This window comes from Bradyrhizobium guangxiense (assembly GCF_004114915.1).
Taxonomy (GTDB): Bacteria; Pseudomonadota; Alphaproteobacteria; order Rhizobiales; family Xanthobacteraceae; genus Bradyrhizobium; species Bradyrhizobium guangxiense.
Genome location: NZ_CP022219.1, coordinates 5,580,120 through 5,601,984, shown reverse-complemented (window position 1 = coordinate 5,601,984; position 21,865 = coordinate 5,580,120). Strand labels below are relative to the sequence as shown.

Below are 21,865 nucleotides of genomic sequence, written 5' to 3'. Positions count from 1 at the left end.
ATCCGCCCGAGCAGATTCCATTGAGTTAGATCAAACCTCCCCTGGCCGCGCTGCCTAGCGTTTCGGGAAAATCTTCCAGGGAGGACCGCATCATGACCGGACAAGACGCGTTGCAGCGTTGCGTGTTGGGCCTGATCGTGCTGCTGCTCGGCACGGCGATCGCAACCGCACAGCCTTTCCCCCGCCGCTCGTCACAGGTGCAGCATGACGGGCTGAAGAAGACCTACGAGATCGCCAACTTTCGCCTTGGCGGCAAGTATGACCTGTCCGAACCCTCCAAATGGGAGAACGGCGGCGAGGGCGGTGTCACGCTGGAATCGCTTGGCGCCGGCAAGCTGCGCACCGCTTACATCGCCGTCGGCAACGCCCGGCGCAACGCGGCCGGCGAGATCACAAATGCCATCGTGATCAACTCCTACTATTCCGGCGATTCCACCGATATGTACGAGCAGTGGGTCAAGGGTGCGCCATTGTCGGGTGGTGTGCCCATCATCGGTCCGGGCCGGCCGATCGACACGGACCGCTACTATGTCATCATGGTCGATCCGCTCGGCACGTGGGGCGCGAGCAAGCCGTCCGACGGCCTCGGCATCAAGTTTCCGCAATACAGCTACTACGACATGGTGCAGGCGAACTACCGCTTGCTGCGCGACGAGCTGAAGGTGGCGCGCGTTGCACTGGTAACCGGCGTCTCCATGGGCGGCACGCAGACTTATGTCTGGGGCGTGATGCATCCGGAATATGTCAGCGCCCTGATGCCGATCGGCGGCACGACGCAATCGGATGGCGACGATCCCGTCGGCAACTGGACCTTCCAGATGATGACGGCCGCGATCCAGGGCGATCCGGTCTGGCAGGCAACCAAGGGCGATTATTACAAGCTGCCCAAGGAGAAGCATCCGGTGCCGGGCGTGGCCTTCGGCTGGTCGATCCTCGGCATGACCGGCTATGACTTCGCCTTCCGCACGACCCAGAACTGGGCGGCTGTGCAGCCCGAGATTTTCTATTGGGATCCGCCGAACGAGAAGGCCGGCCTCAACGTCACCAATCGCGCCAAGCTCTACGACGCGGTCGACCTCGTCTGGCGCAACCGGGTCGGCGAGACCCACAACGTCAATCCCTATCTCGGTCGCATTCAGGCCCGGACGCTGGTGATGCACATCACCAACGACCTCTGGCTGAACTTCAAGCTGGCGCAGAAGGCCGTTGATCGCGTGCCCGGCGCTGACCTCATCGCACAGGAGAGCCCGGTCGCGCATTACGGCGTGTTCCCGATCATCAACCAGCGCAAGAACGATCCGAAGTTCGTCGCCTTCATGGATGACGTAGCGGCGCTAGATCGTGCCCAGAAATTCGTCGACAAGAACTATCGCGTCCCCGACGTCGCCCAGACCATCGATCCCAAGAAGTCGTTCTGGAAAGCGTATGTGACCTATCCCTACCCGGTCAAATTCGGCACTGCCAAGGACAAGAGCGGCAATTCCTGGGAGATCGGCTACATGGACGAGTATGCCGGCACCGACAAGGATCCGAAGGTGCTCGTCATCATCCACGGCAAGGGCGCGTTCGGCGGCCATTACGGCAACATCATGCAGTATGCGCTGCGCAGCGGCCTGCGCGTGATCGTGCCCGATCTGCCGCACTACGGCATGTCGGGACCCGGCAATGTCGACAAGAGTCCGGCTCGCACCATGCAGGACATGCGAGAGGTGATCTATGACCTCGTGGTCAATCAGCTCGGCGTCAAGAAGGCGTACTATCTCGGCCACTCGCTCGGTGGCCAGTTCGTAGTGGGCTACGCACTCACCTGGCCCGATGCGGTGCAGGGCCTCGCCTTGGAAGCGCCGTCCGGCCTCGAGGAATATCCGCGCGAGATCACCATCGCCAAGGACAAGAAGGCGCCTCTCTTCGCCGACGGGCTCGGCCGCGACTTCGACAAGTGGAAGAAGGTCTGGGATCAGACCGAAATTCTCGCCGCGGAAAAGGCGCGCAGCGAGCAGAACATCCGCGACTTCTTCTATTTCAAGAAGCGTGACCCGGACACCGGCGTGGTGTCGGCTGCCAAGAGCGGCTACTTCTTCAGCGACAGCGAATATGCCCGCTTCCACACCGAGCAGCGCGTCGGGCTCACCAAGGGCAACCCGAAGGAGCTCGAGCAATGGTGCAACGTCTTCATCTTCGACATCTATACCATCGGTGCCGAACTCCAGCAGGACGACCCGAAGAATCTCTATGAGCGGGTCACCCAGATCAAGGCGCCGATCTTCCTGGCGTTCGGCGACAAGGAGCCGTTCATTCCGACGCCCGCGTTCAACGGGCTGACGGACCTCGGCCGCGACGTCATCACGCCGTTCATGACGCGCATGACCAACGCCGGCAACCGGCCGATGCTCAAGATCTATCCGGAGACCGGGCACTTCATCCACACCGACAATCCGGTGGAATACGCCGCGGATGTCGTCGACTTCGTGACCAAGGGGACGGTCGACACCTCGTCGCCGCTTGGCACCGATCGCATGATCAAGGGCTCCGTTGTCTCGGCCTTGCCGGTGGCGCCGACGCCGCCCGGAGCGGCGCCGACGGCCGGCCTCAACAAATAGGCCCGGCAATGCCGAGGGTGCAGGCGGGCGAAGTCCAGCTGGGCTGGCGCGAGTGGGGACGAGGCGACGTCACCGTCGTCTTCATCCACGGCAATCTCGCCAGCAAGGACTGGATCGAGCTTGCCGCGCCGCTGTTTCCGACCGGGCTGCGCGTGGTTGGAATCGATTGGCGCGGCTGCGGCGATAGCGACCGGCCGAGGCCGACCGCGGACTATTCCAACTACTCGATGCAGCAGCATGCCGAGGACATGCTGGCGGCCCTCGATACGCTCGAGATCGGCTATTGCCATCTCGCGACGCATTCCACCGGCGGTATCATCGCCGCCAGGATGCTGCTCGAGCAACCGCAGCGCTTCGGCCGTGTCTTCGCGCTCGATCCCGTGACGCCGCTCGGCATGGCCTTCAATACCGACCAGATCGGCCTGTTCAGGGCCATGATGGCGAGCAAAGAGCTGACGCGGTCCGTGATGGCGACGGCCGCTTCTTCGCTGTTCGTCCCCGAGAGCATGGCACCGAACATGATCCCGCGCTTTCGCGAGGGGCGTGGAGAGATCGAGACGCTGTTCGACCGGATCATCGAGCAGACCTTCGGCGTATCGGAGGGGATCTGGATCGGAACGCCGGTGAACCTGACCCGCGAAAAGGAGAGCCGCGAGCTCGAGCGCCGCATGCCCGAAATCCGGCATCCGCACCTCGTGCTGTGGGGTGAATGGGACGGCTGGATCGCGCCCTCCGATCTCCGCACCATGACCGAGGCGATGCCGGACTGCCGGCTGGTGATCGTGCCCGGCATCGGTCATTCGATGAATCTCGAGCGGCCCGCGCTCTATGCCGGCTATTTCGGTGCCTGGTTCGGCGGACTTCCCGCGTAACACTCGCCGTCGACAGCGACCATCTTCACGATGAGCGCCGCTACGCGCCAATCCCGCGAATATCGCGGGCCGGCTGCTCCTCGAGGATTCGCCTCACCGCTTGTGAGCATCGTCCGCACCTGACCGTGCAGCCAAGGCAGTCGTAGACCTGCGCCGTCGAGCAAAGCTCGTCGTCGATCGACACGGCGCCTCTGATGTCGTGATCGCTGATGACGTTGCAGGAACAGACGATCATGCCGGGTTCCAGTGTGTCGAGCGGCGAGCGGCGTAGAGCCTGATGGCGGCGGCTATCGCATCGGCAATGGCGCGTCCGCGCTGGTCTGTTCCCGTCCATTGGGCATCGCGGCCGCGGGGATCGACCTCCAGCAGCTTCACGCCGGCAGGGACCTCGCTGCCGTCGCGGGCGATGCCTCGCAAAATACCGTCACGCGGCGCAAGCACCGGAACGCCGGACAGATGGCCGAGCACCAGATCCCTGTAGACTCGGGTGCCGATCTCGATCGGCGTGTGCCAGCGTCCCGCGCACTGCGAGTAGACGAAACGTTCTGCACCGACTTCGCCCAGCGAACTCGCCACACCATCGGCAGCGTCGGTCCAGCGCGTGTCGGTCACGAGCCCGATCTTGCCGGGCCGGGTCTCCACCGCAACGTCGCAATTGGAGGTCGAGGAGAAGCCGGGGCCGAGCCCGATCGTCAACCGGGCGAGCCGTCTGAGGTCGGGTGTGATGCGGCGCTTCTGCAGGCGGGCGTCGATCAGCAGGGCGATGTGGCGGACCGGGGGCAGGTCGAGCAGGCCGAGCCAGGTTACCAGGATCTGCGGCGGCCGGCCCAGCGCCTGATAGACCTGCACGCCGTCGTCCACCCGTTCCGCCACGAACTCCTCGAGCTGTGCGGTGTCGGTGTAGAGTGCGTCGTGAAAGGCCATCTTGCGTCGGATCACCGGGGGATCCGGATCGTGCGACAGCACCACACAATATCCAGCGCGGACGAGCTGGATGGCGGTCGCGGAGGCGATCTCGTTGGTGCCGAGGATAACAGCAAAGAGTCGTTGGTCGTTCGGCTGGGACATTTGAAACCACGGTTGCAGAGAAATGTGCAGCAAGGCGCGAGCCGGCCCGGACCAGGAAGAGCAAGAGCCGGGCCATTTGGAACGATTGAAAAAGAGTGCTCAACTGCCGATCAACATTCACAAAGCCGTCGCGCGCCGATCTGGTCCGAAAGCACACGCGAGCGTGTTGCAAACCTTTCATCGTGTCGAAAAGCCGACATCAAGCGGGGAAAACCGCGACGATGGAGGCGTGGCCCAAATCCTGCAAAGTTGATCCTGTCGTATTCGTCGAGCGTCCGATCGGACGCAGTGAGGAGCTGACGTGACGCTCGATCTGCTGGATCGCGATGCTGCGCCGGGTGGCGCCTCCGCGCCAGATCTCGCTTTGTGCCCGTTTCATGCCGACAAATCGCGCGCGCAAGGTGGCGAACGGAAGACGCTGGTGCTGACCGGCGCGTCGCGCGGCATCGGCCATGCGACGGGAAAACTGTTCTCCGAGGCCGGCTGGCGGATCATCACCTGCTCCCGGCAGCCCTTCGATGGTGAGCGATGTCCGTGGGATTCAGGGACGGACAATCATGTGCAGGTCGAATTGAGCGACCACCGCGCCCTGCCGCGCGCAGTCGCCGAGATCAAGGAGCGGCTCGACGGCGGACCGCTGCATGCGTTGATCAACAATGCCGGCATCTCGCCCAAGTCCGCCGACGGCTCGCGGCTGAATTCGCTGACGACGCCGGTGGAAACCTGGATGAGCGTATTCCACGTCAACCTGCTCGCGCCGGTCCTGTTCGCGCAGGGCCTTGTGGAGGAGTTGAAGCGAGCCGCCGGTTCGATCGTCAACGTCACCTCGATCGTGGGCTCACGGGTGCACCCGTTTGCCGGCACGGCCTATGCGACGTCGAAAGCCGCGCTCGCGTGCCTCACCCGCGAGATGGCGCACGACTACGCGCCGTTTGGAATTCGCGTCAACGCGATTGCGCCCGGCGAGATCAAGACCGATATCCTGTCGCCGGAGACCGAGGCCCAGCTTGCGCCGATCATCCCGCTGCACCGTGTCGGAACGCCCGACGAGGTGGCGAAGGTGATCTTCTTCCTGTGCTCGGATGCGGCCAGCTACGTCACAGGTGCTGAAGTACCAATCAACGGAGGACAGCACGTGTGATCGAGCGGCAAGCGCTTATCGTCAAAGAAACTTTGCCGATTTGCGCTGGATCAATGTGGTGATCCCTCTTTCGTGCCTGTCGCCCTTTCCGACGGTAAATTCCGCGAAACGGATGACAAAGCGTGCAAGTGCGACGGAATCTTTTTGCAGCGATGCTGACAAGTTGAGCGCGACTCCCGACATGACATGAATCAGAATACGACAAATTCCAAAGAAGACCGCGGGGAGGATGTAACAGGGAACGGAGATTCCGTCATGCTGCACGCTGCTCCCATGCTTGAACGCGCACCGGCTGATCAGATCGCGCCACTCGTGCCGCTGAACGAGATTGCGCTGACCGGCATCTTCGAGATCTCGAAGATATTGACGGCGCCGACGCGGTTGGAGACCACGCTCGCCAACGTTGTTAACCTTTTGCAGTCGTTCCTGCAGATGCGTCACGGCGTCGTCGCGCTGCTCGCCGACGACGGCGTTCCCGATCTGGCGGTGGGAGCCGGCTGGAGCGAGGGCAGCGATGAGCGCTACCGCGGACGGCTGCCGCAAAAGGCGGTCGACCAGATCGTCGCGACCGCCATGCCGCTGGTCGCGGAAAACATCGCGAACCATCCCGCCTTCAGCCCCGCGGACGTGGAGACCCTGGGGGCGTCGGAGACCACGCGCGTGTCGTTCATCGGCGTGCCGATCCGCAGCGATTCCAAGGTCGTCGGCACGCTGACGATCGACCGGATCTGGGACGAGCGACCGCTGTACCGGCTCCATTCCGACGTCCGCCTGCTGACCATGATCGCCAATCTGGTTGGCCAGACCGTGAAGCTGCACCGCGTCGTCGCGCAGGACCGCGAGCGGCTGATGCACGAGAGTTATCGCCTGCAGAAGGAGCTGTCCGAGCTTAAGCCGACGCGCGATCGCCGCCGGGTTCACGTCGAAGGCATCATCGGCGACAGCCCGGCCCTGCGTGGGCTGCTGGAAAAGATCGCGGTGGTGGCAAAGTCGAATTCGACGGTGCTGCTGCGGGGCGAATCCGGCACCGGCAAGGAGCTGATCGCGAAGGCGATTCACGAATTGTCGCCGCGGGCGAAGCGTCCCTTCATCAAGATCAATTGCGCAGCGCTGCCGGAATCGGTGCTGGAGTCCGAGCTGTTCGGTCACGAGAAAGGCGCCTTCACGGGCGCGCTGAATTCCCGCAAGGGCAGATTCGAGCTCGCCGACAAGGGCACCCTGTTCCTCGACGAGATCGGCGAGATTTCGGCCTCGTTCCAGGCCAAGCTCCTTCGGGTGTTGCAGGAGCAGGAATTCGAGCGGGTCGGCGGCAACCAGACCATCAAGGTCGATGTCCGCGTCATCGCTGCGACCAACCGCAATCTGGAAGAGGCGGTCGCGCGCAACGAGTTCCGCGCCGATCTCTATTACCGCATCAGCGTGGTGCCGATGATGCTGCCGCCGCTGCGCGAGCGGCGCAGCGACATTCCGCTTCTTGCCAACGAATTCCTGAAGAACTTCAATACCGAGAACGGCCGCACGTTGAGCTTCGATCGGCACGCGATCGAGGTTCTGATGGGCTGCGGTTTCCCCGGCAACGTGCGCGAGCTCGAGAATTGCGTGCAGCGCACGGCGACGCTGGCTCCGGGTCCGGAAATCGTTCGGAACGATTTCGCGTGCTGCCACAGCCAGTGCCTGTCTGCGATGTTGTGGAAGGGGACGTCCGAAAGCCCGCAGCAGCGCTCGTTGCCGATCGTGCCGCTGGCCGTGCTTCCCGCCGGCGCTGTGCGCGAGAAGGTTGCCGGCGGACCTCCGCCGGTTGTCGCGCCGGTGGCGCCGGGATCGGGCAGTGCAGCCGTCTCGACGGCCGGCAGCGCGACCGACCGCGACAGCGTCGTGGCCGCCATGGAGAAGTCCGGCTGGGTTCAGGCCAAGGCCGCGCGCCTGCTCGGCCTCACGCCGCGACAGATCGGCTACGCGCTAAAGAAGCACGGCATCGAGGTCAAGCGGCTCTGACGGCGACTGTCGCAGATGCGACATGCTGTCGGGGCCACGACAACCGGGCTCCGCGCAAATAGTCGTTGAATTTCCGACGCTTCACGGTTGGCACGACGCTTGAAAGGAAGGTGTCCAACGGCATCGCCTGCTCAAGGAGTCGAACACATGTCCTACAAGATCGTCGCCTCGCAATGCACGGTATGCGGCGCGTGTGAGTTCGAGTGCCCGAACGCCGCAATCAGCCTCAAGCGCGACATGTACGTGATTGATCCGAAGAAGTGCACCGAGTGCGAAGGGCATTTCGACACGGCGCAATGCGCGGCCGTCTGCCCGGTGCCTGACACCTGCATTCCGGCCTGAGGGACAGTCGATGACGCGGGTTGCGAAATCTCCCCTGCGGACGGAGCGATAGATGGCGGCGGTTCAGGAGACCATCGAACGGGTCCGCGGCATCGACGTCGACCAGTATCGTTATGGGTTTGAGACCCTGATCGACACCGAGAAGGCCCCCAAGGGGCTGTCGGAAGAGATCGTAAAATTCATCTCGCAGAAGAAGAACGAACCCGCCTGGATGCTGCAGTGGCGGCTCGAGGCCTATCGGCGCTGGCTGACCATGCAGGAGCCGACCTGGGCGCGCGTCGACTATCCCAAGATCGACTTCCAGGATCTCTATTACTACGCGGCGCCGAAGCCGAAGAAAACGGTCTCCTCGCTCGACGAGATCGATCCCGAGATCCTGAAGACCTACGAGAAGCTCGGCATTCCCTTGCGGGAAGTCGCCATGCTCGAAGGCGTCGAGCCGAAGGTGGGTGAGGAAGATCCCGCCCGCCGCAAGATCGCGGTCGATGCGGTGTTCGACTCGGTCTCGGTTGCAACCACGTTCAAGGCCGAACTGAAGAAGGCCGGCGTGATCTTCATGCCGATCTCCGAGGCGATCCGCGAGCACCCTGAATTGGTGCAGAAATATCTGGGCTCGGTGGTCCCGACCTCGGACAATTTCTATGCGACGCTGAATTCGGCGGTGTTCTCCGACGGCTCGTTCGTCTACGTGCCGCCGGGCGTGCGCTGCCCGATGGAGCTGTCGACCTATTTCCGCATCAACGAGCGCAACACCGGCCAATTCGAGCGCACGCTGATCATCGCCGACAAGGGCGCCTACGTCTCCTATCTCGAAGGCTGCACCGCGCCGCAGCGCGACGAGAACCAGCTGCACGCGGCCGTGGTCGAGCTGGTCGCGCTCGACGATGCCGAGATCAAATATTCGACGGTGCAGAACTGGTATCCCGGCAATTCGGAAGGCAAGGGCGGCATCTACAATTCGTCACCAAGCGTGGCGACTGCCGCGGCGCCAACTCCAAGATCTCCTGGACCCAGGTGGAGACGGGCTCGGCCATCACCTGGAAATATCCGAGCTGCATCCTGCGCGGCGACAATTCCCGCGGCGAGTTCTACTCGATCGCGATCTCGAACGGCTTTCAGCAGGTCGATAGCGGCACCAAGATGATCCATCTCGGCAAGAACACGTCGAGCCGCATCATCTCCAAGGGCATCGCCGCCGGCAGGTCGCAGAACACCTATCGCGGCCTCGTCACCGCGCACCGGAAAGCCACCGGCGCACGCAACTTCACCGCCTGCGACTCGCTGCTGATCGGCGACAAATGCGGTGCGCACACCGTGCCGTACATCGAGGCCAAGAACTCCTCGGCGACGTTCGAGCACGAGGCGACGACCTCGAAGATCTCCGAGGACGTGCTGTTCTACTGCATCCAGCGCGGGCTCAGTCAGGAGGAGGCGGTCGGCCTCGTCGTCAACGGCTTCGTCAAGGACGTGCTGCAGCAGCTGCCGATGGAGTTCGCGGTGGAAGCGCAGAAGCTGATCTCGATCTCGCTCGAAGGAAGCGTCGGATGACGATCTTCCGACCCAGCAGGCAAGGAGAAGTGTGATGACGGCGCTCCTGGAGATTCGCGGACTGAAGGCCGAGATCGACGGTCGTCAGATTTTGAACGGGCTCGACCTCACCGTGAACAAGGGCGAGATCCACGCGATCATGGGCCCGAACGGCGCCGGCAAGTCGACGCTGTCCTATGTGCTGTCAGGCAAGCCCGGCTACGAGATCACCGGCGGTGAAGTGTTCTTCAATGGTGAAGACCTGCTTGCCATGGACCCCGACGAACGTGCCGCCAAGGGGCTGTTCCTCGCCTTTCAATACCCGCTCGAAATCCCCGGTGTCGCCACGCTGACATTCCTGCGCACGGCCCTCAATGCCCAGCGCAAGAAGCGGGGCGAGGAGGAGCTGTCGTCGCCCGACGTGCTGAAACGGGTGCGCGAGCTTGCCAAGCAGCTCAACATCGATCCGGAGATGCTGAAGCGTCCGCTCAATGTCGGCTTCTCCGGCGGCGAGAAGAAGCGCAACGAGACGCTGCAGATGGCGCTTCTGGAGCCGAAGCTATGTGTACTCGACGAGACCGATTCGGGCCTCGACATCGACGCGCTGCGCATCGTCGCTGACGGCGTCAATCGCCTGCGCGCCACCGATCGCGGCATGATCGTGATCACCCACTACCAGAGACTGCTCGACTACATCGTGCCCGATGTCGTTCATGTGCTGTCGGCGGGCCGCATCGTCAAGACCGGCGGCAAGGAGCTCGCGCTCGAATTGGAGGCGACGGGCTACGCGCAGTATCAGAACGAAGCGGCGTGATCCCATGAATGCCGAGATCCGCCCCGTGAAAACCGCTGCCGAGATCGGATTCGCCGACCTGTTCGCGACCGCGCAGCAGAGCCTGCCCGGTGGCCAAAGCACCGAGGCTCTCCGGCGTGATGCCATCGACCGTTTCGTGGCGCAGGGGCTGCCGAACTCGCGCGTCGAGGCCTGGAAGTACACTGACCTGCGACGTCTGGTCCGCGATGCCAAGCCGCTGGCGCCTCACCCCGACGCAAACGCGAAGGCTGCCGCCCGCAACGCCGGCGCGGCGTTCGCCGGCCTCCACCTGCGCCGGCTCCTGATCGTCGATGGCGCCTTCGTGCCGGAACTCTCCGATCTCGCGGGCCTCGAATCCGGCGTCACGATTCGCGCGACCGCTGACGCGCTGGGTTCAGACGAATCGGTTCTTTCGCTCGACATGGCGGGGGGCGATCCGGCCGCGGCGCTCAACACTGCACTTGCCGCCGACGGTGTCGTCATCACGGTCGCGCCCGATGTCGTCGTGGAACGGCCGATCCATCTCGTGTTCGTGACGACGGGCACGGCGCCTGCCGCAATGTTCACGCGATCGCGGCTGGAGCTCGGCAGCGGCGCCGCGCTCACGCTGCTCGAGACGCATGAAGGCCCGGATCAAACCGACTATCAGGTCAATGCAGCCTTGCAGATGAATGTCGGCGACAAGGCCCGCCTCGATCACATCAGGATCATCGGCGAAGGTGCGGCTGCGCTGCATATTGCAACGTTGGAGGCGTCGATCGGGGCCGACGCGGACTACCGCGAATTCGGCTTCACGACGGGCGGGGCCGTGGTGCGCAACCAGATCTTCGTGAAGCTCGCGGGCGAGGGGACCACAGCCGGCGTGCACCAGGCGAGCCTCCTCTCGGGACGCCAGCACGCGGATACCACGCTCATCGTCGACCATGTCGCCGCCGGATCGCAGAGCCGCGAGGTGTTCAAGGCCGTAGTCGACGACGAGGCGCGAGCGGTGTTCCAGGGCAGGATCACGGTGCAGCCAGGCGCGCAGCAGACTGATGCCCGGATGATGGCGCGGGCGCTGCTGCTGTCGGACGAGGCCGTCGCCAACTGCAAGCCTGAACTCGAGATCTTCGCAGACGACGTGCAGTGCGGCCACGGCACGACCACCGGCGCGCTGGACGACCAGTTCAAATTCTATCTGATGGCGCGAGGCATTCCGGAAAAGGAGGCCGAGGCGCTTCTGATCCAGGCCTTCGTCGGCGAGGTGATCGACGCCGTCGCGCGCGAGGACCTGCGCGAGGCGTTGTCGCGGACGATGCTCGCCTGGCTCAAGGGACGGGAATGATCCATGCACCCGGCGGTCAGCAACGCAAGCTACGACGTCGACCGCGTTCGCCAGGATTTTCCGATCCTGTCGATGCAGGTGCACGGCAAGAAGCTGGTCTACCTGGACAACGCAGCCTCGGCGCAGAAGCCGAAGGCCGTGCTCGACCGGCTGACCGGGGCCTATAGCAGCGAATACGCCAACGTGCATCGCGGCCTGCACTACCTCGCCAACGCCGCCACGGAGGCATATGAGGGAGCACGCGACAAGGTCGCCAAGTTCCTCAACGCGGAGCGGCGGGAGGAGATCATCTTCACCCGCGGTGCCACGGAGGCGATCAATCTCGTGGCCCAGACGTTCGGTCGCGAGCGGATCGGTCCAGGTGACGAGATCGTGCTGTCGATCATGGAGCACCATGCCAACATCGTCCCCTGGCATTTCTTGCGTGAGCGACAGGGCGCCGTCATCAGATGGGCGCCGGTCGACGACGGCGGCAATTTCCTGATCGAGGAATTCGAGAAGCTGCTGACCCCGCGGACCAGGCTAGTCGCGATCACCCAGATGTCGAACGTGCTGGGCAGCATCGTTCCCGTCAAGGAGGTCGTTCGCCTGGCGCATGCGCGGGGCATCCCCGTCCTCGTCGACGGTTCGCAAGCCGCCGTGCATATGGACGTCGACGTCCGCGATATCGGCTGCGACTTCTACGTCATCACCGGGCACAAGCTGTACGGCCCGACCGGCATCGGGGCGCTCTATGGCAAGTTCGAGCATCTGGCGGCCATGCCTCCCTTCAACGGCGGCGGCGAGATGATCCGCGAGGTCTCGTGCGAGGCCGTCACCTATGGCGAGCCGCCGCACCGCTTCGAGGCCGGTACGCCGCCGATCGTGCAGGCCATAGGCCTCGGAGCCGCCATAGACTATGTCGAATCGATCGGCAAGGAGCGGATCCGCAGGCATGAGAGCAGCCTTCTCGCCTACGCCCAGGAGCGGCTGCGCGGGATCAATTCGCTGCGGATCATCGGAACCGCCGCCGACAAGGGCGCGCTGGTCTCGTTCGAGATGACGAACGCCCACGCGCATGACTTCGCGACGGTCATCGACCGCGCCGGTGTGGCGGTGCGCGCCGGGACCCATTGCGCGATGCCGCTGCTCGACCGTTTCGGTGTGACGGCAACCTGTCGCGCCTCGTTTGCGCTCTACAATACCATGGACGAGGTCGATGCGCTGGCTGAGGCGCTGACCATGGCCCAGGAGCTGTTCTCATGAGCGAGCAGATCGCCACCAAGCCGCGGTCGGTCAAGCCGCGGCCCGTTGCCCGCGTCGTCTGCGATGCCCATCGGCGGCGGACGGTGCGAAACATAGAGCGACGCTTCCCCGGCGAGTTTGTGGCAGGCGAGCCGATCCGCGCCGCGGCGCTGATCAGGAATGACGGCATGTATCCGCACAAAGACATCGGTGAGCCCCTGGTGCATCCCGGCGACACCGGCGTCGTGCGCGAGAGCTGGCGCTTCCTCGGCGAGGTCTATTACACCGTCGAGTTCGTGGCTCGGTCGGTGTTCGTGATCATGCAAGGCAGCGAGATGAGGCGGATGGGAACCACGTTCGACGTCGCCTGACGCCTGTCGAACATCACACCGTCTCCGCCAGGGCGGCTGTCGCATCTGCGTGCATGCGCTTGATCATCGAGCGGAAACCGTTCGAGCGCTGGGGTGTCAGGTGCTCGCCGAGCCCGAGCCGCTCGAACAATGCGAGGGGATTTTCGCCCGAGATCTCCGAGGCCGGCCGTCCCGACAAGAGTGCGATCAGAATCGCAACCAGGCCGCGCACGATGTGGGCATCGCTGTCGCCGATGAAGGTGAGGAAGGGTTGCCCGTCCCGGTGCGCGATCGTGGTCGCCAGCCAGACCTGGCTGGCACAGCCTTGCACCTTGTTGGCGTCCGTGCGTTCCGTGTCGGGAAGCGGCGTCAGCTCGCGACCGAGCTCGATCACGTAGCGATAGCGGTCGTCCCAGTCCTCGAGCAGGGAGAAATTCTCGATGATGTCCTCGATCGGTGCGGGCCGGGATAGGGTCATGGATGCTCTCCGGGATGGTGGCGGCGTTAGCCGGGGGACGTGCAGGCGAGGCGCGGGGGCGCGCCGCGAGGAAGCTCCGCCAGGAGCCCCCGCTCGACCGCTTCGCAGACCGTATCGAACGAGATCGGCTTTCCGATGATGCCGCACGCGCCGCTTTCGAGCGCGAGCTGGGCAAGGGCATCGCGGCCGCTGTCGGCGACGACCAGGATCGCGGCGCTGCCGAACCGCTTGGCAAGGCGGCCGGGAGCACGTCGTGGCGGCCTTGCAGGAGCGAGCTCCCGAGCAGCACGACATCGGGCGCATCCGTGACGGCGGTCGGCGCCTCTTCAAGCGATGCGAACGCGTGGGTCCTGTAGCGGTCCCGCAGGATGAAGTCGAGCGCGGACCGCACGACCTGCTCGCGCTCGATCACGAACACAATTGGTCTCGCGCCCGCCGCCTGGGAATCCGTTGCGATTTGCATGAGCACCTCGATGCGTTTTGAGGTGGATCAAGCAAGCTCCGTACCGAAGTGGCGGAGCGGCGCTTTCAGGCAGGAAAATGCATGTTCGCCAATCCCGTGGCGCCCGCGCGCATTGTTTTGTTTCGAACAGCCGCCGCTGCGGACGCATGTCGACATGATGCGATGTCGGGTTTGCAACAACGGCTTGCCTCGCAGCTATCTCTCTCCAACCACTTCGTTTTTCGCGCTCGATGAGCGCTGGCACACTCGTTGCAAAAGTCCTTCTGCAAGGCGAGCTCGCGCCAAGAGATCGCGAGAGCGGCGCGCCGGTTGAGGGCAATCGGCCGAAGGAGAGCAGAGTGATTGAACCGGGACAGGTCGCGTTGTGGGGCCTGTCGATCGTCTATCAGGCGCTTCGGAGGAGGCGTCCGACCCCGCACAGGGATAACCGAAGGATATTCGTATGAGCCTAGCAACCACCCAGAGCGTCGCCGAGATCAAGGCCCGCAACAAGCAACTGATCGACGAAGTCTTGAAGGTCTATCCGGAGAAGACCGCCAAGCGCCGCGCCAAGCACCTCAACGTGCACGAGGCCGGCAAGTCCGATTGCGGCGTCAAGTCGAACCTGAAGTCGATCCCCGGCGTGATGACCATTCGCGGCTGCGCATACGCCGGCTCCAAGGGCGTGGTGTGGGGCCCGATCAAGGACATGATCCACATCAGCCACGGCCCGGTCGGTTGCGGCCAGTATTCCTGGGCTGCGCGCCGCAACTACTACATCGGCACGACCGGCATCGACACGTTCGTCACCATGCAGTTCACCTCCGACTTCCAGGAGAAGGACATCGTGTTCGGCGGCGACAAGAAGCTCGCCAAGATCATCGACGAGATCCAGGAGCTGTTTCCGCTGAACCACGGCATCACCATCCAGTCGGAATGCCCGATCGGCCTGATCGGCGACGACATCGAGGCCGTGTCGAAGGTCAAGTCCAAGGAGTATGACGGCAAGACCATCGTCCCGGTGCGCTGCGAAGGTTTCCGCGGCGTCTCGCAGTCGCTCGGCCACCACATCGCCAACGACGCCGTGCGCGACTGGATCTTCGACAAGATCTCCCCGGAGGCGAAGCCGGCGTTCGAATCGACGCCCTACGACGTCGCGATCATCGGCGACTACAACATCGGCGGCGACGCCTGGTCCTCGCGCATCCTGCTCGAGGAGATGGGCCTGCGCGTGATCGCGCAATGGTCGGGTGACGGCAGCCTGGCCGAGCTGGAGGCGACGCCCAAGGCGAAGCTCAACGTGCTGCACTGCTATCGCTCGATGAACTACATCTCCCGCCACATGGAAGAGAAGTTCGGCATCCCTTGGTGCGAATACAACTTCTTCGGTCCCTCCAAGATCGCGGAATCGCTGCGCAAGATCGCAAGCTTCTTCGACGACAAGATCAAGGAAGGCGCCGAGCGCGTCATCGCGAAGTACCAGCCGCTGATGGATGCGGTGATCGCGAAGTACCGTCCGCGCCTCGAAGGCAAGACGGTGATGCTGTTCGTCGGCGGCCTGCGTCCCCGCCACGTCATCGGCGCCTATGAGGACCTCGGCATGGAGGTCGTCGGCACCGGCTACGAGTTCGGCCATAACGACGATTACCAGCGCACTGCCCAGCACTACGTCAAGGACGGCACGCTGATCTATGACGACGTCACCGGCTACGAATTCGAGCGCTTCGTCGAGAAGATCCAGCCCGATCTCGTCGGCTCCGGCATCAAGGAAAAGTACGTGTTCCAGAAGATGGGCGTGCCGTTCCGCCAGATGCATTCCTGGGACTATTCCGGTCCCTATCACGGCTATGACGGCTTCGCGATCTTCGCCCGCGACATGGACATGGCGATCAACTCCCCGATCTGGAAGAAGACCAAGGCACCCTGGAAGGATGCCCCGCGGCCGAGCCTGATGGCGGCGGAATAACTGTAAGCGCCGGCTCCTCCCGATCGAGGAGGAGCCGGGGCAAGCGATCGAACACGACATCCAACGAAGGTGCCACCATGACACAGAATGCCGAACACGTGCTCGATCACTTCGAGCTGTTCCGAGGTCCGGAATACCAGCAGATGCTGGCCAACAAGAAAGCCCTGTTCGAGAATCCGCAGGATCCCGCGGAAGTCGAGCGGATCCGCGAATGGGCCAAGACGCCAGAATATCGCGAGAAGAATTTTGCTCGCGAAGCCTTGACCGTCAATCCCGCCAAGGCCTGCCAGCCGCTGGGCGCGGTCTTCGTGGCGGTCGGCTTCGAGGGCACGCTGCCCTTCGTGCATGGTTCGCAGGGCTGCGTCGCCTATTACCGCAGCCATCTGTCGCGCCATTTCAAGGAGCCGAGCTCCTGCGTCTCCTCCTCAATGACGGAGGACGCAGCGGTGTTCGGCGGCCTGAACAACATGATCGACGGCCTCGCCAACACCTACAACATGTACAAGCCCAAGATGATCGCCGTCTCCACCACCTGCATGGCGGAAGTGATCGGCGACGACCTCAACGCCTTCATCAAGACGGCGAAGGAGAAGGGCTCGGTTCCGGCGGAGTACGACGTTCCCTTCGCCCATACGCCAGCCTTCGTCGGTAGCCACGTGACCGGCTACGACAACGCGCTCAAGGGCATCCTGGAGCATTTCTGGGACGGCAAGGCCGGCACCGCGCCGAAGCTGGAGCGCAAGGAGAACGCCAAGATCAACTTCATCGGCGGCTTCGACGGCTACACCGTCGGCAACATCCGCGAGATCAAGCGCATCTTCGAGCTGATGGGGATCGAGTACACGATCCTCGCCGACAACAGCGATGTGTTCGACACCCCGACCGACGGCGAATTCCGCATGTATGACGGCGGCACCACGCTGGAGGACGCCGCGAACGCGATCCATGCCAAGGCCACCATCTCCATGCAGCAATATTGCACGGAGAAGACGCTGCCGTTCATCGAGAACCACGGCCACGAGGTCGCCGCCTTCAACCATCCGGTCGGCGTCAGCGCCACCGACGAGTTCCTGATGACGCTCTCGCGCATCACGGGAAAGCCGATCGCGAAGGCGCTGGAGCAGGAGCGTGGCCGCCTGGTCGACGCCATGGCCGACTCCAGCGCTCATATCCACGGCAAGAAGTTCGCGATCTACGGCGATCCGGACCTCTGCTACGGACTTGCAGCCTTCCTGCTCGAGCTCGGCGCGGAGCCGACCCATGTGCTCTCCACCAATGGCAACAAGGCCTGGGCTGAAAAGATGGAAGCGCTGTTCGCCAGCTCGCCCTTCGGCAAGAACTGCCATGCCTATCCCGGCAAGGATCTCTGGCACATGCGCTCGCTGCTGTTCACGGAGCCGGTCGATTTCCTAATCGGCAACACCTACGGCAAGTACCTGGAGCGCGACACCGGCACGCCGCTGATCCGGATCGGCTTCCCGGTATTCGACCGCCACCATCACCATCGCTATCCGGTGTGGGGCTATCAGGGCGGCATGAATGTTCTGGTGAAGATCCTCGACAAGATTTTCGACGAGATCGACAAGAATACCAACGTGCCCGCCAAGACCGACTACAGCTTCGACATCATCCGTTGATGCCGAGCAAACCTGCCGCCGCCCGACGAGGCGGCGGCAGACGACGATGTCTAGCCAGAGCGATCGAGACTGCGGGGCGGAAGCGCTCGCGCAGCGGGTCCAAGAACGGGAGAGACGAATGAGCTCGCTGTCGGCCACCATCCAGGACGTGTTCAACGAGCCGGGCTGCGGCAAGAACGCCAACAAGACGGAGGCCGAACGCAAGAAGGGCTGCACCAAGCAGCTCCAGCCGGGTGGGGCCGCGGGCGGCTGCGCCTTCGACGGCGCCAAGATCGCGCTGCAGCCCTTCACCGACGTCGCACATCTGGTCCACGGCCCGATCGCCTGCGAAGGCAACTCCTGGGACAATCGCGGCAGCGCCTCCTCAGGCTCCGATCTCTGGCGGCGCAGCTTCACCACCGACATGAACGAGACCGACATCGTGTTCGGCGGCGAGAAGCGGCTCTACAAGGCGATCAAGGAGGTCATCGATAAATACGATCCGCCGGCGATCTTCGTCTACCAGACCTGCGTGCCCGCCATGATCGGCGACGACATCAATGCGGTCTGCAAGGCTGCAGCCACGAAATTCGGCAAGCCGGTCATCCCCGTCAATTCTCCAGGCTTCGTCGGCCCGAAGAACCTCGGTAACAAGCTGGCGGGCGAGGCGCTGCTCGAGCACGTGATCGGCACCGAAGAGCCCGATTACACCACGCCCTACGACATCAACATCATCGGCGAGTACAATCTGTCCGGCGAGTTCTGGCAGATCAAGCCGCTGCTCGACGAGCTCGGCATCCGCATTCTCTCCTGCATCTCAGGCGACGGGAAATACCGGGAGCTCGCCTATTCGCATCGCGCGAAAGCCGCGATGATGGTGTGCTCCAAGGCGATGATCAACGTCGCCCGCAAGATGGAGGAGCGCTACGGCATCCCCTATTTTGAGGGCTCGTTCTACGGCATCCAGGATTCCAGCGATTCCTTGCGCGAGATCGCGCGGTTGCTGATCGAGCGCGGCGCGCCGGCCGAGCTGATGGATCGCACCGAGGCGGTAATTGCGCGGGAGGAAGCCAAGGCCTGGGCGGCGATCGAGCGCTTCAAGCCGCGCTTCAAGGACAAGAAGGTGCTGTTGATCACCGGCGGCGTGAAGTCGTGGTCGGTGGTCGCAGCGCTCCAGGAAGCTGGTCTCGAGATTGTTGGCACGTCCGTGAAGAAGTCCACCAAGGAGGACAAGGAACGGATCAAGGAGCTGATGGGCCAGGACGCCCATATGATCGAGGACATGACGCCGCGCGAAATGTACAAGATGCTGAAGGACGCGCGTGCCGACATCATGCTGTCCGGTGGCAAGTCGCAGTTCGTCGCGCTGAAGGCGGCGATGCCCTGGCTCGACATCAACCAGGAGCGCTGCCACGGCTACATGGGCTACATCGGCATGGTCAAGCTGATGGAGGAGATCGAGAAGGCGCTCTACAATCCGATGTGGGCGCAGCTCCGCAAGCCCGCCCCCTGGGATGACGCCGGCGTCAACTGGCAGTCGAAGGCGATGGCGCAGATGGACGCGCAGGCCGCCGAGATTGCTGCGGATCCGGTCCGTGCCGAGGAAGCCCGGCGCGCCAGGAAGATCTGCTTCTGCAAGACGGTCGATCTCGGCACCGTCGAGGATGCCATTGCCGCGCACGGCCTTTCCACCGTCGATGGGGTGAAAGAGCACACCAACGCTTCGGGCGGCTGCGGCGCCTGCAAGGGGCGGATCGAGGATGTCCTTGCCGCGCGATCCGCGCCGATGCTCCAGGCAGCAGAATAGGCGCGCGGCCATGGCGATCGTCACCACGTCCAAGAAGGCCTGCTCGGTCAATCCGCTCAAGATGAGCCAGCCGATCGGCGGATCATTCGCTTTCATGGGCTTGCGCGGCGCGATGCCGCTGCTGCACGGCTCGCAAGGCTGCACCTCGTTCGGCCTGACCTTGTTCGTGCGGCACTTCAAGGAAGCCGTGCCGATGCAGACCACCGCGATGAGCGAGGTCGCGACCGTGCTCGGCGGCTATGAGAATGTCGAGCAGGCGATCCTCAACATCTACAATCGCACCAAGCCGGAGATCATCGGCATCAACTCGACCGGCGTCACCGAGACCAAGGGCGACGATGTCGAAGGCTTCATCCGCTTGATCCGGCAAAAGCATCCGCACCTCGAGAAATTCCCGCTCGTCTACGTCGCCACGCCTGATTTCAAGGACGCGTTCCAGGACGGCTGGGAGAAGACCGTCGCGCGCATGGTCGAGGTGCTGGTCGATCCCGTCGAGGCCGCGGCTGTTCGCGATCCGGCGCGTGTGAACGTCCTGCCGGGCTGCCATCTCACGCCCGGCGATCTCGACGAGCTACGCACGATCTTCGAGGACTTTGGGCTCAAGCCGGCATTCTTGCCCGATCTTGCCGGCTCGCTCGACGGCCACATCCCGGATGAATTCACGCCGACCACGATCGGCGGCATCGGGGTCGATGAGATCGCCACCATGGGGCAGGCGGCCTGGACGATCGCGATCGGCGCGCAGATGCAGCGCGCGGCGGAAGCCATGCAAAAGAGGGCCGGAGTGCCGTTCCGCCTGTTCGAGCGGCTCTGCGGCCTCATCCCCAACGACGAATTCATCGCCTTCCTCAGCGAGATCAGCGGCCGGCCGGTGCCGGCGAAGTACCGCCGCCAGCGCGGTCAGCTCGCGGACGCGATGCTGGACGCGCATTTCCACATTGGCGGGCGCAAGCTTGCGATCGGTGCCGAGCCGGACCTGCTGTTCGATCTCTCCAGCATGCTGCACGAGATGGGCGCCGAGGTCGCGGTCGCCGTGACAACGACGGTCTCGCCCGTGCTCGAGCGCGTCAGGACACAGGAGGTCCTGATCGGCGACCTCGAGGATCTCGAAGAGCTCGCCAAGGCGCGCGACTGCGATCTCCTCATCACTCATTCGCACGGCCGCCAGGCCGCCTCGCGCCTCAAGATCCCGTTCTATCGGGCGGGCTTTCCGATGTTCGATCGGCTTTGCGCCGGGCACCAGCTGTCGGTCGGCTACCGCGGCACGCGCGATCTGATCTTCGACCTCGCCAACCTCGTCATCGCCGACCGCGAGGCCAACCACCAGCCGACGCCCGACACCTGGCGGACCACGGACAGCGGCCTCCAGGTCGTCCCGCCGCAACTGCATTGACGCAAGAAGAGGGACCAGACCGATGAAAGTCGCCTTTGCCACCCAGGACCTGAAGCGCGTCGATGCGCATTTCGGCTGGGCCAAGAATATCGCCATCTACGACGTCAATCCGGACGGCCATCACTTCGTCGAGGCGATCCAGTTCGACGGCGACCTCAAGGAGGACGGCAACGAGGACAAGCTGGCGCCGAAGATCGAGGCGATCAGGGATTGCGTGATCCTCTATGTCGCCGCGATCGGCGGCTCTGGCGCAGCACGGGTCGTCGCCAACAACATCCACCCGATGAAGGTGACGCAGCCCGAGGCGATCGACGACCTCTGTGTCAAGCTCGAGGACGTGCTGAAAGGCTCGCCCCCGCCCTGGCTGCGCAAGGTGCTCGCCAAAGGCCAGGAACGCAGCTTTGATTTCGAAGACTGAAGGACACCATCATGTCAGAGGCGGCTGAACTCGTTCAACCCGACGCCGCGGCCGAGGCGCCGTTCGTCAAGGAGCTCGTCAAGATCTGGCGGGCGCAGGACACCCATGGCGCCTGGGAGGGCAAGAAGGACCTCGATCTGCTCGAGCCCTACATCCTCGACAAGGAGAAGCGCCGTGCGCTTCCAATCGTCGGCGATCCCGACCCGGACACGATCTGGCGCATGGAGCTGTTCTTCAATGCGGTCGCGCTCTCGATCGAGAAGGTGACCGGCGTGATGATCTCGCCGATGCTGAAGATGCATCATGAAGGCTTTGGCCGCATGGTCCTGATCGGCGGCCGGCTCATCGTCGTCAACAAGCAGCTGCGCGACGTCCATCGGTTCGGCTTCGACAATCTCGGCAAGCTTGCCGCCGAAGGCGACAAATATGTCGCGGGCGGGGTTGAGATGATCCGCAGATTTCCCGATGTGGCGAACTATTGAGGTTTG

The 21,865-nt window shown here is 63.6% G+C and carries 21 protein-coding genes and 1 pseudogene; 18 read left to right on the top strand and 4 right to left on the bottom strand.

Features of this window, described 5'->3' with window-relative positions:
• Positions 1-92: 92 nt before the first annotated feature.
• Together X268_RS26880 and X268_RS26875 are read left to right on the top strand one after the other, a co-directional pair.
• Positions 93-2,600, top strand: a complete 2,508-nt coding sequence (locus X268_RS26880) for an alpha/beta hydrolase (RefSeq protein WP_128927725.1) — start codon at positions 93-95, stop codon at positions 2,598-2,600.
• An 8-nt stretch (positions 2,601-2,608) separates the two neighbouring features.
• Positions 2,609-3,472, top strand: a complete 864-nt coding sequence (locus tag X268_RS26875) for an alpha/beta fold hydrolase (RefSeq protein WP_128927724.1) — start codon at positions 2,609-2,611, stop codon at positions 3,470-3,472.
• 40 nt (positions 3,473-3,512) lie between these two features.
• On the opposite strand, the gene X268_RS26870 is transcribed toward X268_RS26875, so the two are convergent.
• Entirely contained in the window at positions 3,513-3,707 is a 195-nt protein-coding gene (locus tag X268_RS26870; protein WP_128927723.1) for a (2Fe-2S)-binding protein, read from the bottom strand.
• Positions 3,704-4,540 carry a xanthine dehydrogenase gene (locus X268_RS26865; RefSeq protein ID WP_128927722.1) on the bottom strand — a complete coding sequence of 279 codons (837 nt, stop codon included), beginning with the start codon at positions 4,538-4,540 and terminating at the stop codon, positions 3,704-3,706. Before X268_RS26865 ends, X268_RS26870 begins: the two co-directional genes overlap by 4 nt.
• Positions 4,541-4,562: 22 nt before the next feature.
• On the opposite strand from X268_RS26865, the gene X268_RS26860 reads away from it, so the two are divergent.
• Both X268_RS26860 and X268_RS26855 read left to right on the top strand, forming a co-directional pair.
• Positions 4,563-4,793, top strand: coding sequence for a hypothetical protein (locus X268_RS26860; RefSeq protein ID WP_128927721.1), 231 nt, complete (start codon positions 4,563-4,565; stop codon positions 4,791-4,793).
• 48 nt (positions 4,794-4,841) lie between these two features.
• On the top strand, positions 4,842-5,681 hold the full coding sequence (locus tag X268_RS26855) for an SDR family NAD(P)-dependent oxidoreductase (protein ID WP_128927720.1): 840 nt from the start codon (positions 4,842-4,844) through the stop codon (positions 5,679-5,681).
• A 21-nt stretch (positions 5,682-5,702) separates the two neighbouring features.
• Here X268_RS26855 and X268_RS39665 read toward each other — a convergent pair whose 3' ends face one another.
• The gene (locus X268_RS39665; RefSeq protein WP_164937952.1) at positions 5,703-5,864 is read right to left on the bottom strand and encodes a hypothetical protein; all 162 of its coding nucleotides are present in this window, start codon (positions 5,862-5,864) and stop codon (positions 5,703-5,705) included.
• A 72-nt stretch (positions 5,865-5,936) separates the two neighbouring features.
• On the opposite strand from X268_RS39665, the gene nifA reads away from it, so the two are divergent.
• The 7 genes and pseudogenes from nifA (at position 5,937) to X268_RS26820 (ending at position 13,278) form a co-directional block, all read left to right on the top strand.
• Positions 5,937-7,676, top strand: coding sequence for a nif-specific transcriptional activator NifA (gene nifA, locus X268_RS26850; protein ID WP_128927719.1), 1,740 nt, complete (start codon positions 5,937-5,939; stop codon positions 7,674-7,676).
• 147 nt (positions 7,677-7,823) lie between these two features.
• A complete protein-coding gene (locus X268_RS26845; protein WP_100176004.1) occupies positions 7,824-8,018 on the top strand; it encodes a 4Fe-4S dicluster domain-containing protein in 195 nt (64 codons plus the stop codon).
• A gap of 52 nt (positions 8,019-8,070) precedes the next feature.
• A pseudogene (sufB, locus tag X268_RS26840) lies at positions 8,071-9,566 on the top strand (Fe-S cluster assembly protein SufB).
• A 34-nt stretch (positions 9,567-9,600) separates the two neighbouring features.
• A complete protein-coding gene (gene sufC / locus X268_RS26835; protein WP_128927718.1) occupies positions 9,601-10,359 on the top strand; it encodes a Fe-S cluster assembly ATPase SufC in 759 nt (252 codons plus the stop codon).
• 4 nt (positions 10,360-10,363) lie between these two features.
• Positions 10,364-11,683, top strand: a complete 1,320-nt coding sequence (sufD, locus tag X268_RS26830) for a Fe-S cluster assembly protein SufD (protein ID WP_128927717.1) — start codon at positions 10,364-10,366, stop codon at positions 11,681-11,683.
• 3 nt (positions 11,684-11,686) lie between these two features.
• Positions 11,687-12,928: a cysteine desulfurase gene (locus X268_RS26825; protein ID WP_128927716.1), complete on the top strand. Its 1,242-nt coding sequence runs from the start codon at positions 11,687-11,689 to the stop codon at positions 12,926-12,928.
• Positions 12,925-13,278 (top strand): nitrogen fixation protein NifZ, encoded by a 354-nt coding sequence (locus X268_RS26820; protein WP_128927715.1) that lies wholly within the window; start codon positions 12,925-12,927, stop codon positions 13,276-13,278. Before X268_RS26825 ends, X268_RS26820 begins: the two co-directional genes overlap by 4 nt.
• Before the next feature lie 13 nt (positions 13,279-13,291).
• Here X268_RS26820 and X268_RS26815 read toward each other — a convergent pair whose 3' ends face one another.
• Positions 13,292-13,735: a SufE family protein gene (locus X268_RS26815; RefSeq protein WP_128927714.1), complete on the bottom strand. Its 444-nt coding sequence runs from the start codon at positions 13,733-13,735 to the stop codon at positions 13,292-13,294.
• Between the two features lie 253 nt (positions 13,736-13,988).
• Between X268_RS26815 and X268_RS26810 the strand changes: the two genes are divergently transcribed.
• From X268_RS26810 to X268_RS26780, 7 genes are all read left to right on the top strand, one after another.
• Positions 13,989-14,219, top strand: coding sequence for a hypothetical protein (locus tag X268_RS26810; protein WP_128927713.1), 231 nt, complete (start codon positions 13,989-13,991; stop codon positions 14,217-14,219).
• A gap of 421 nt (positions 14,220-14,640) precedes the next feature.
• On the top strand, positions 14,641-16,143 hold the full coding sequence (nifD, locus tag X268_RS26805; RefSeq protein WP_128927712.1) for a nitrogenase molybdenum-iron protein alpha chain: 1,503 nt from the start codon (positions 14,641-14,643) through the stop codon (positions 16,141-16,143).
• A gap of 77 nt (positions 16,144-16,220) precedes the next feature.
• The gene (gene nifK / locus X268_RS26800; protein WP_128927711.1) at positions 16,221-17,780 is read left to right on the top strand and encodes a nitrogenase molybdenum-iron protein subunit beta; all 1,560 of its coding nucleotides are present in this window, start codon (positions 16,221-16,223) and stop codon (positions 17,778-17,780) included.
• 118 nt (positions 17,781-17,898) lie between these two features.
• A complete protein-coding gene (gene nifE, locus X268_RS26795) occupies positions 17,899-19,566 on the top strand; it encodes a nitrogenase iron-molybdenum cofactor biosynthesis protein NifE (RefSeq protein ID WP_128927710.1) in 1,668 nt (555 codons plus the stop codon).
• A 10-nt stretch (positions 19,567-19,576) separates the two neighbouring features.
• Positions 19,577-20,959, top strand: coding sequence for a nitrogenase iron-molybdenum cofactor biosynthesis protein NifN (gene nifN, locus X268_RS26790; RefSeq protein WP_128927709.1), 1,383 nt, complete (start codon positions 19,577-19,579; stop codon positions 20,957-20,959).
• Positions 20,960-20,981: 22 nt separating this feature from the next.
• On the top strand, positions 20,982-21,377 hold the full coding sequence (gene nifX, locus X268_RS26785; protein ID WP_128927708.1) for a nitrogen fixation protein NifX: 396 nt from the start codon (positions 20,982-20,984) through the stop codon (positions 21,375-21,377).
• An 11-nt stretch (positions 21,378-21,388) separates the two neighbouring features.
• Complete coding sequence (locus X268_RS26780; protein WP_128927707.1) at positions 21,389-21,859, top strand: NifX-associated nitrogen fixation protein; 471 nt, start codon at positions 21,389-21,391, stop codon at positions 21,857-21,859.
• The last annotated feature ends 6 nt before the right edge of the window (positions 21,860-21,865 follow it).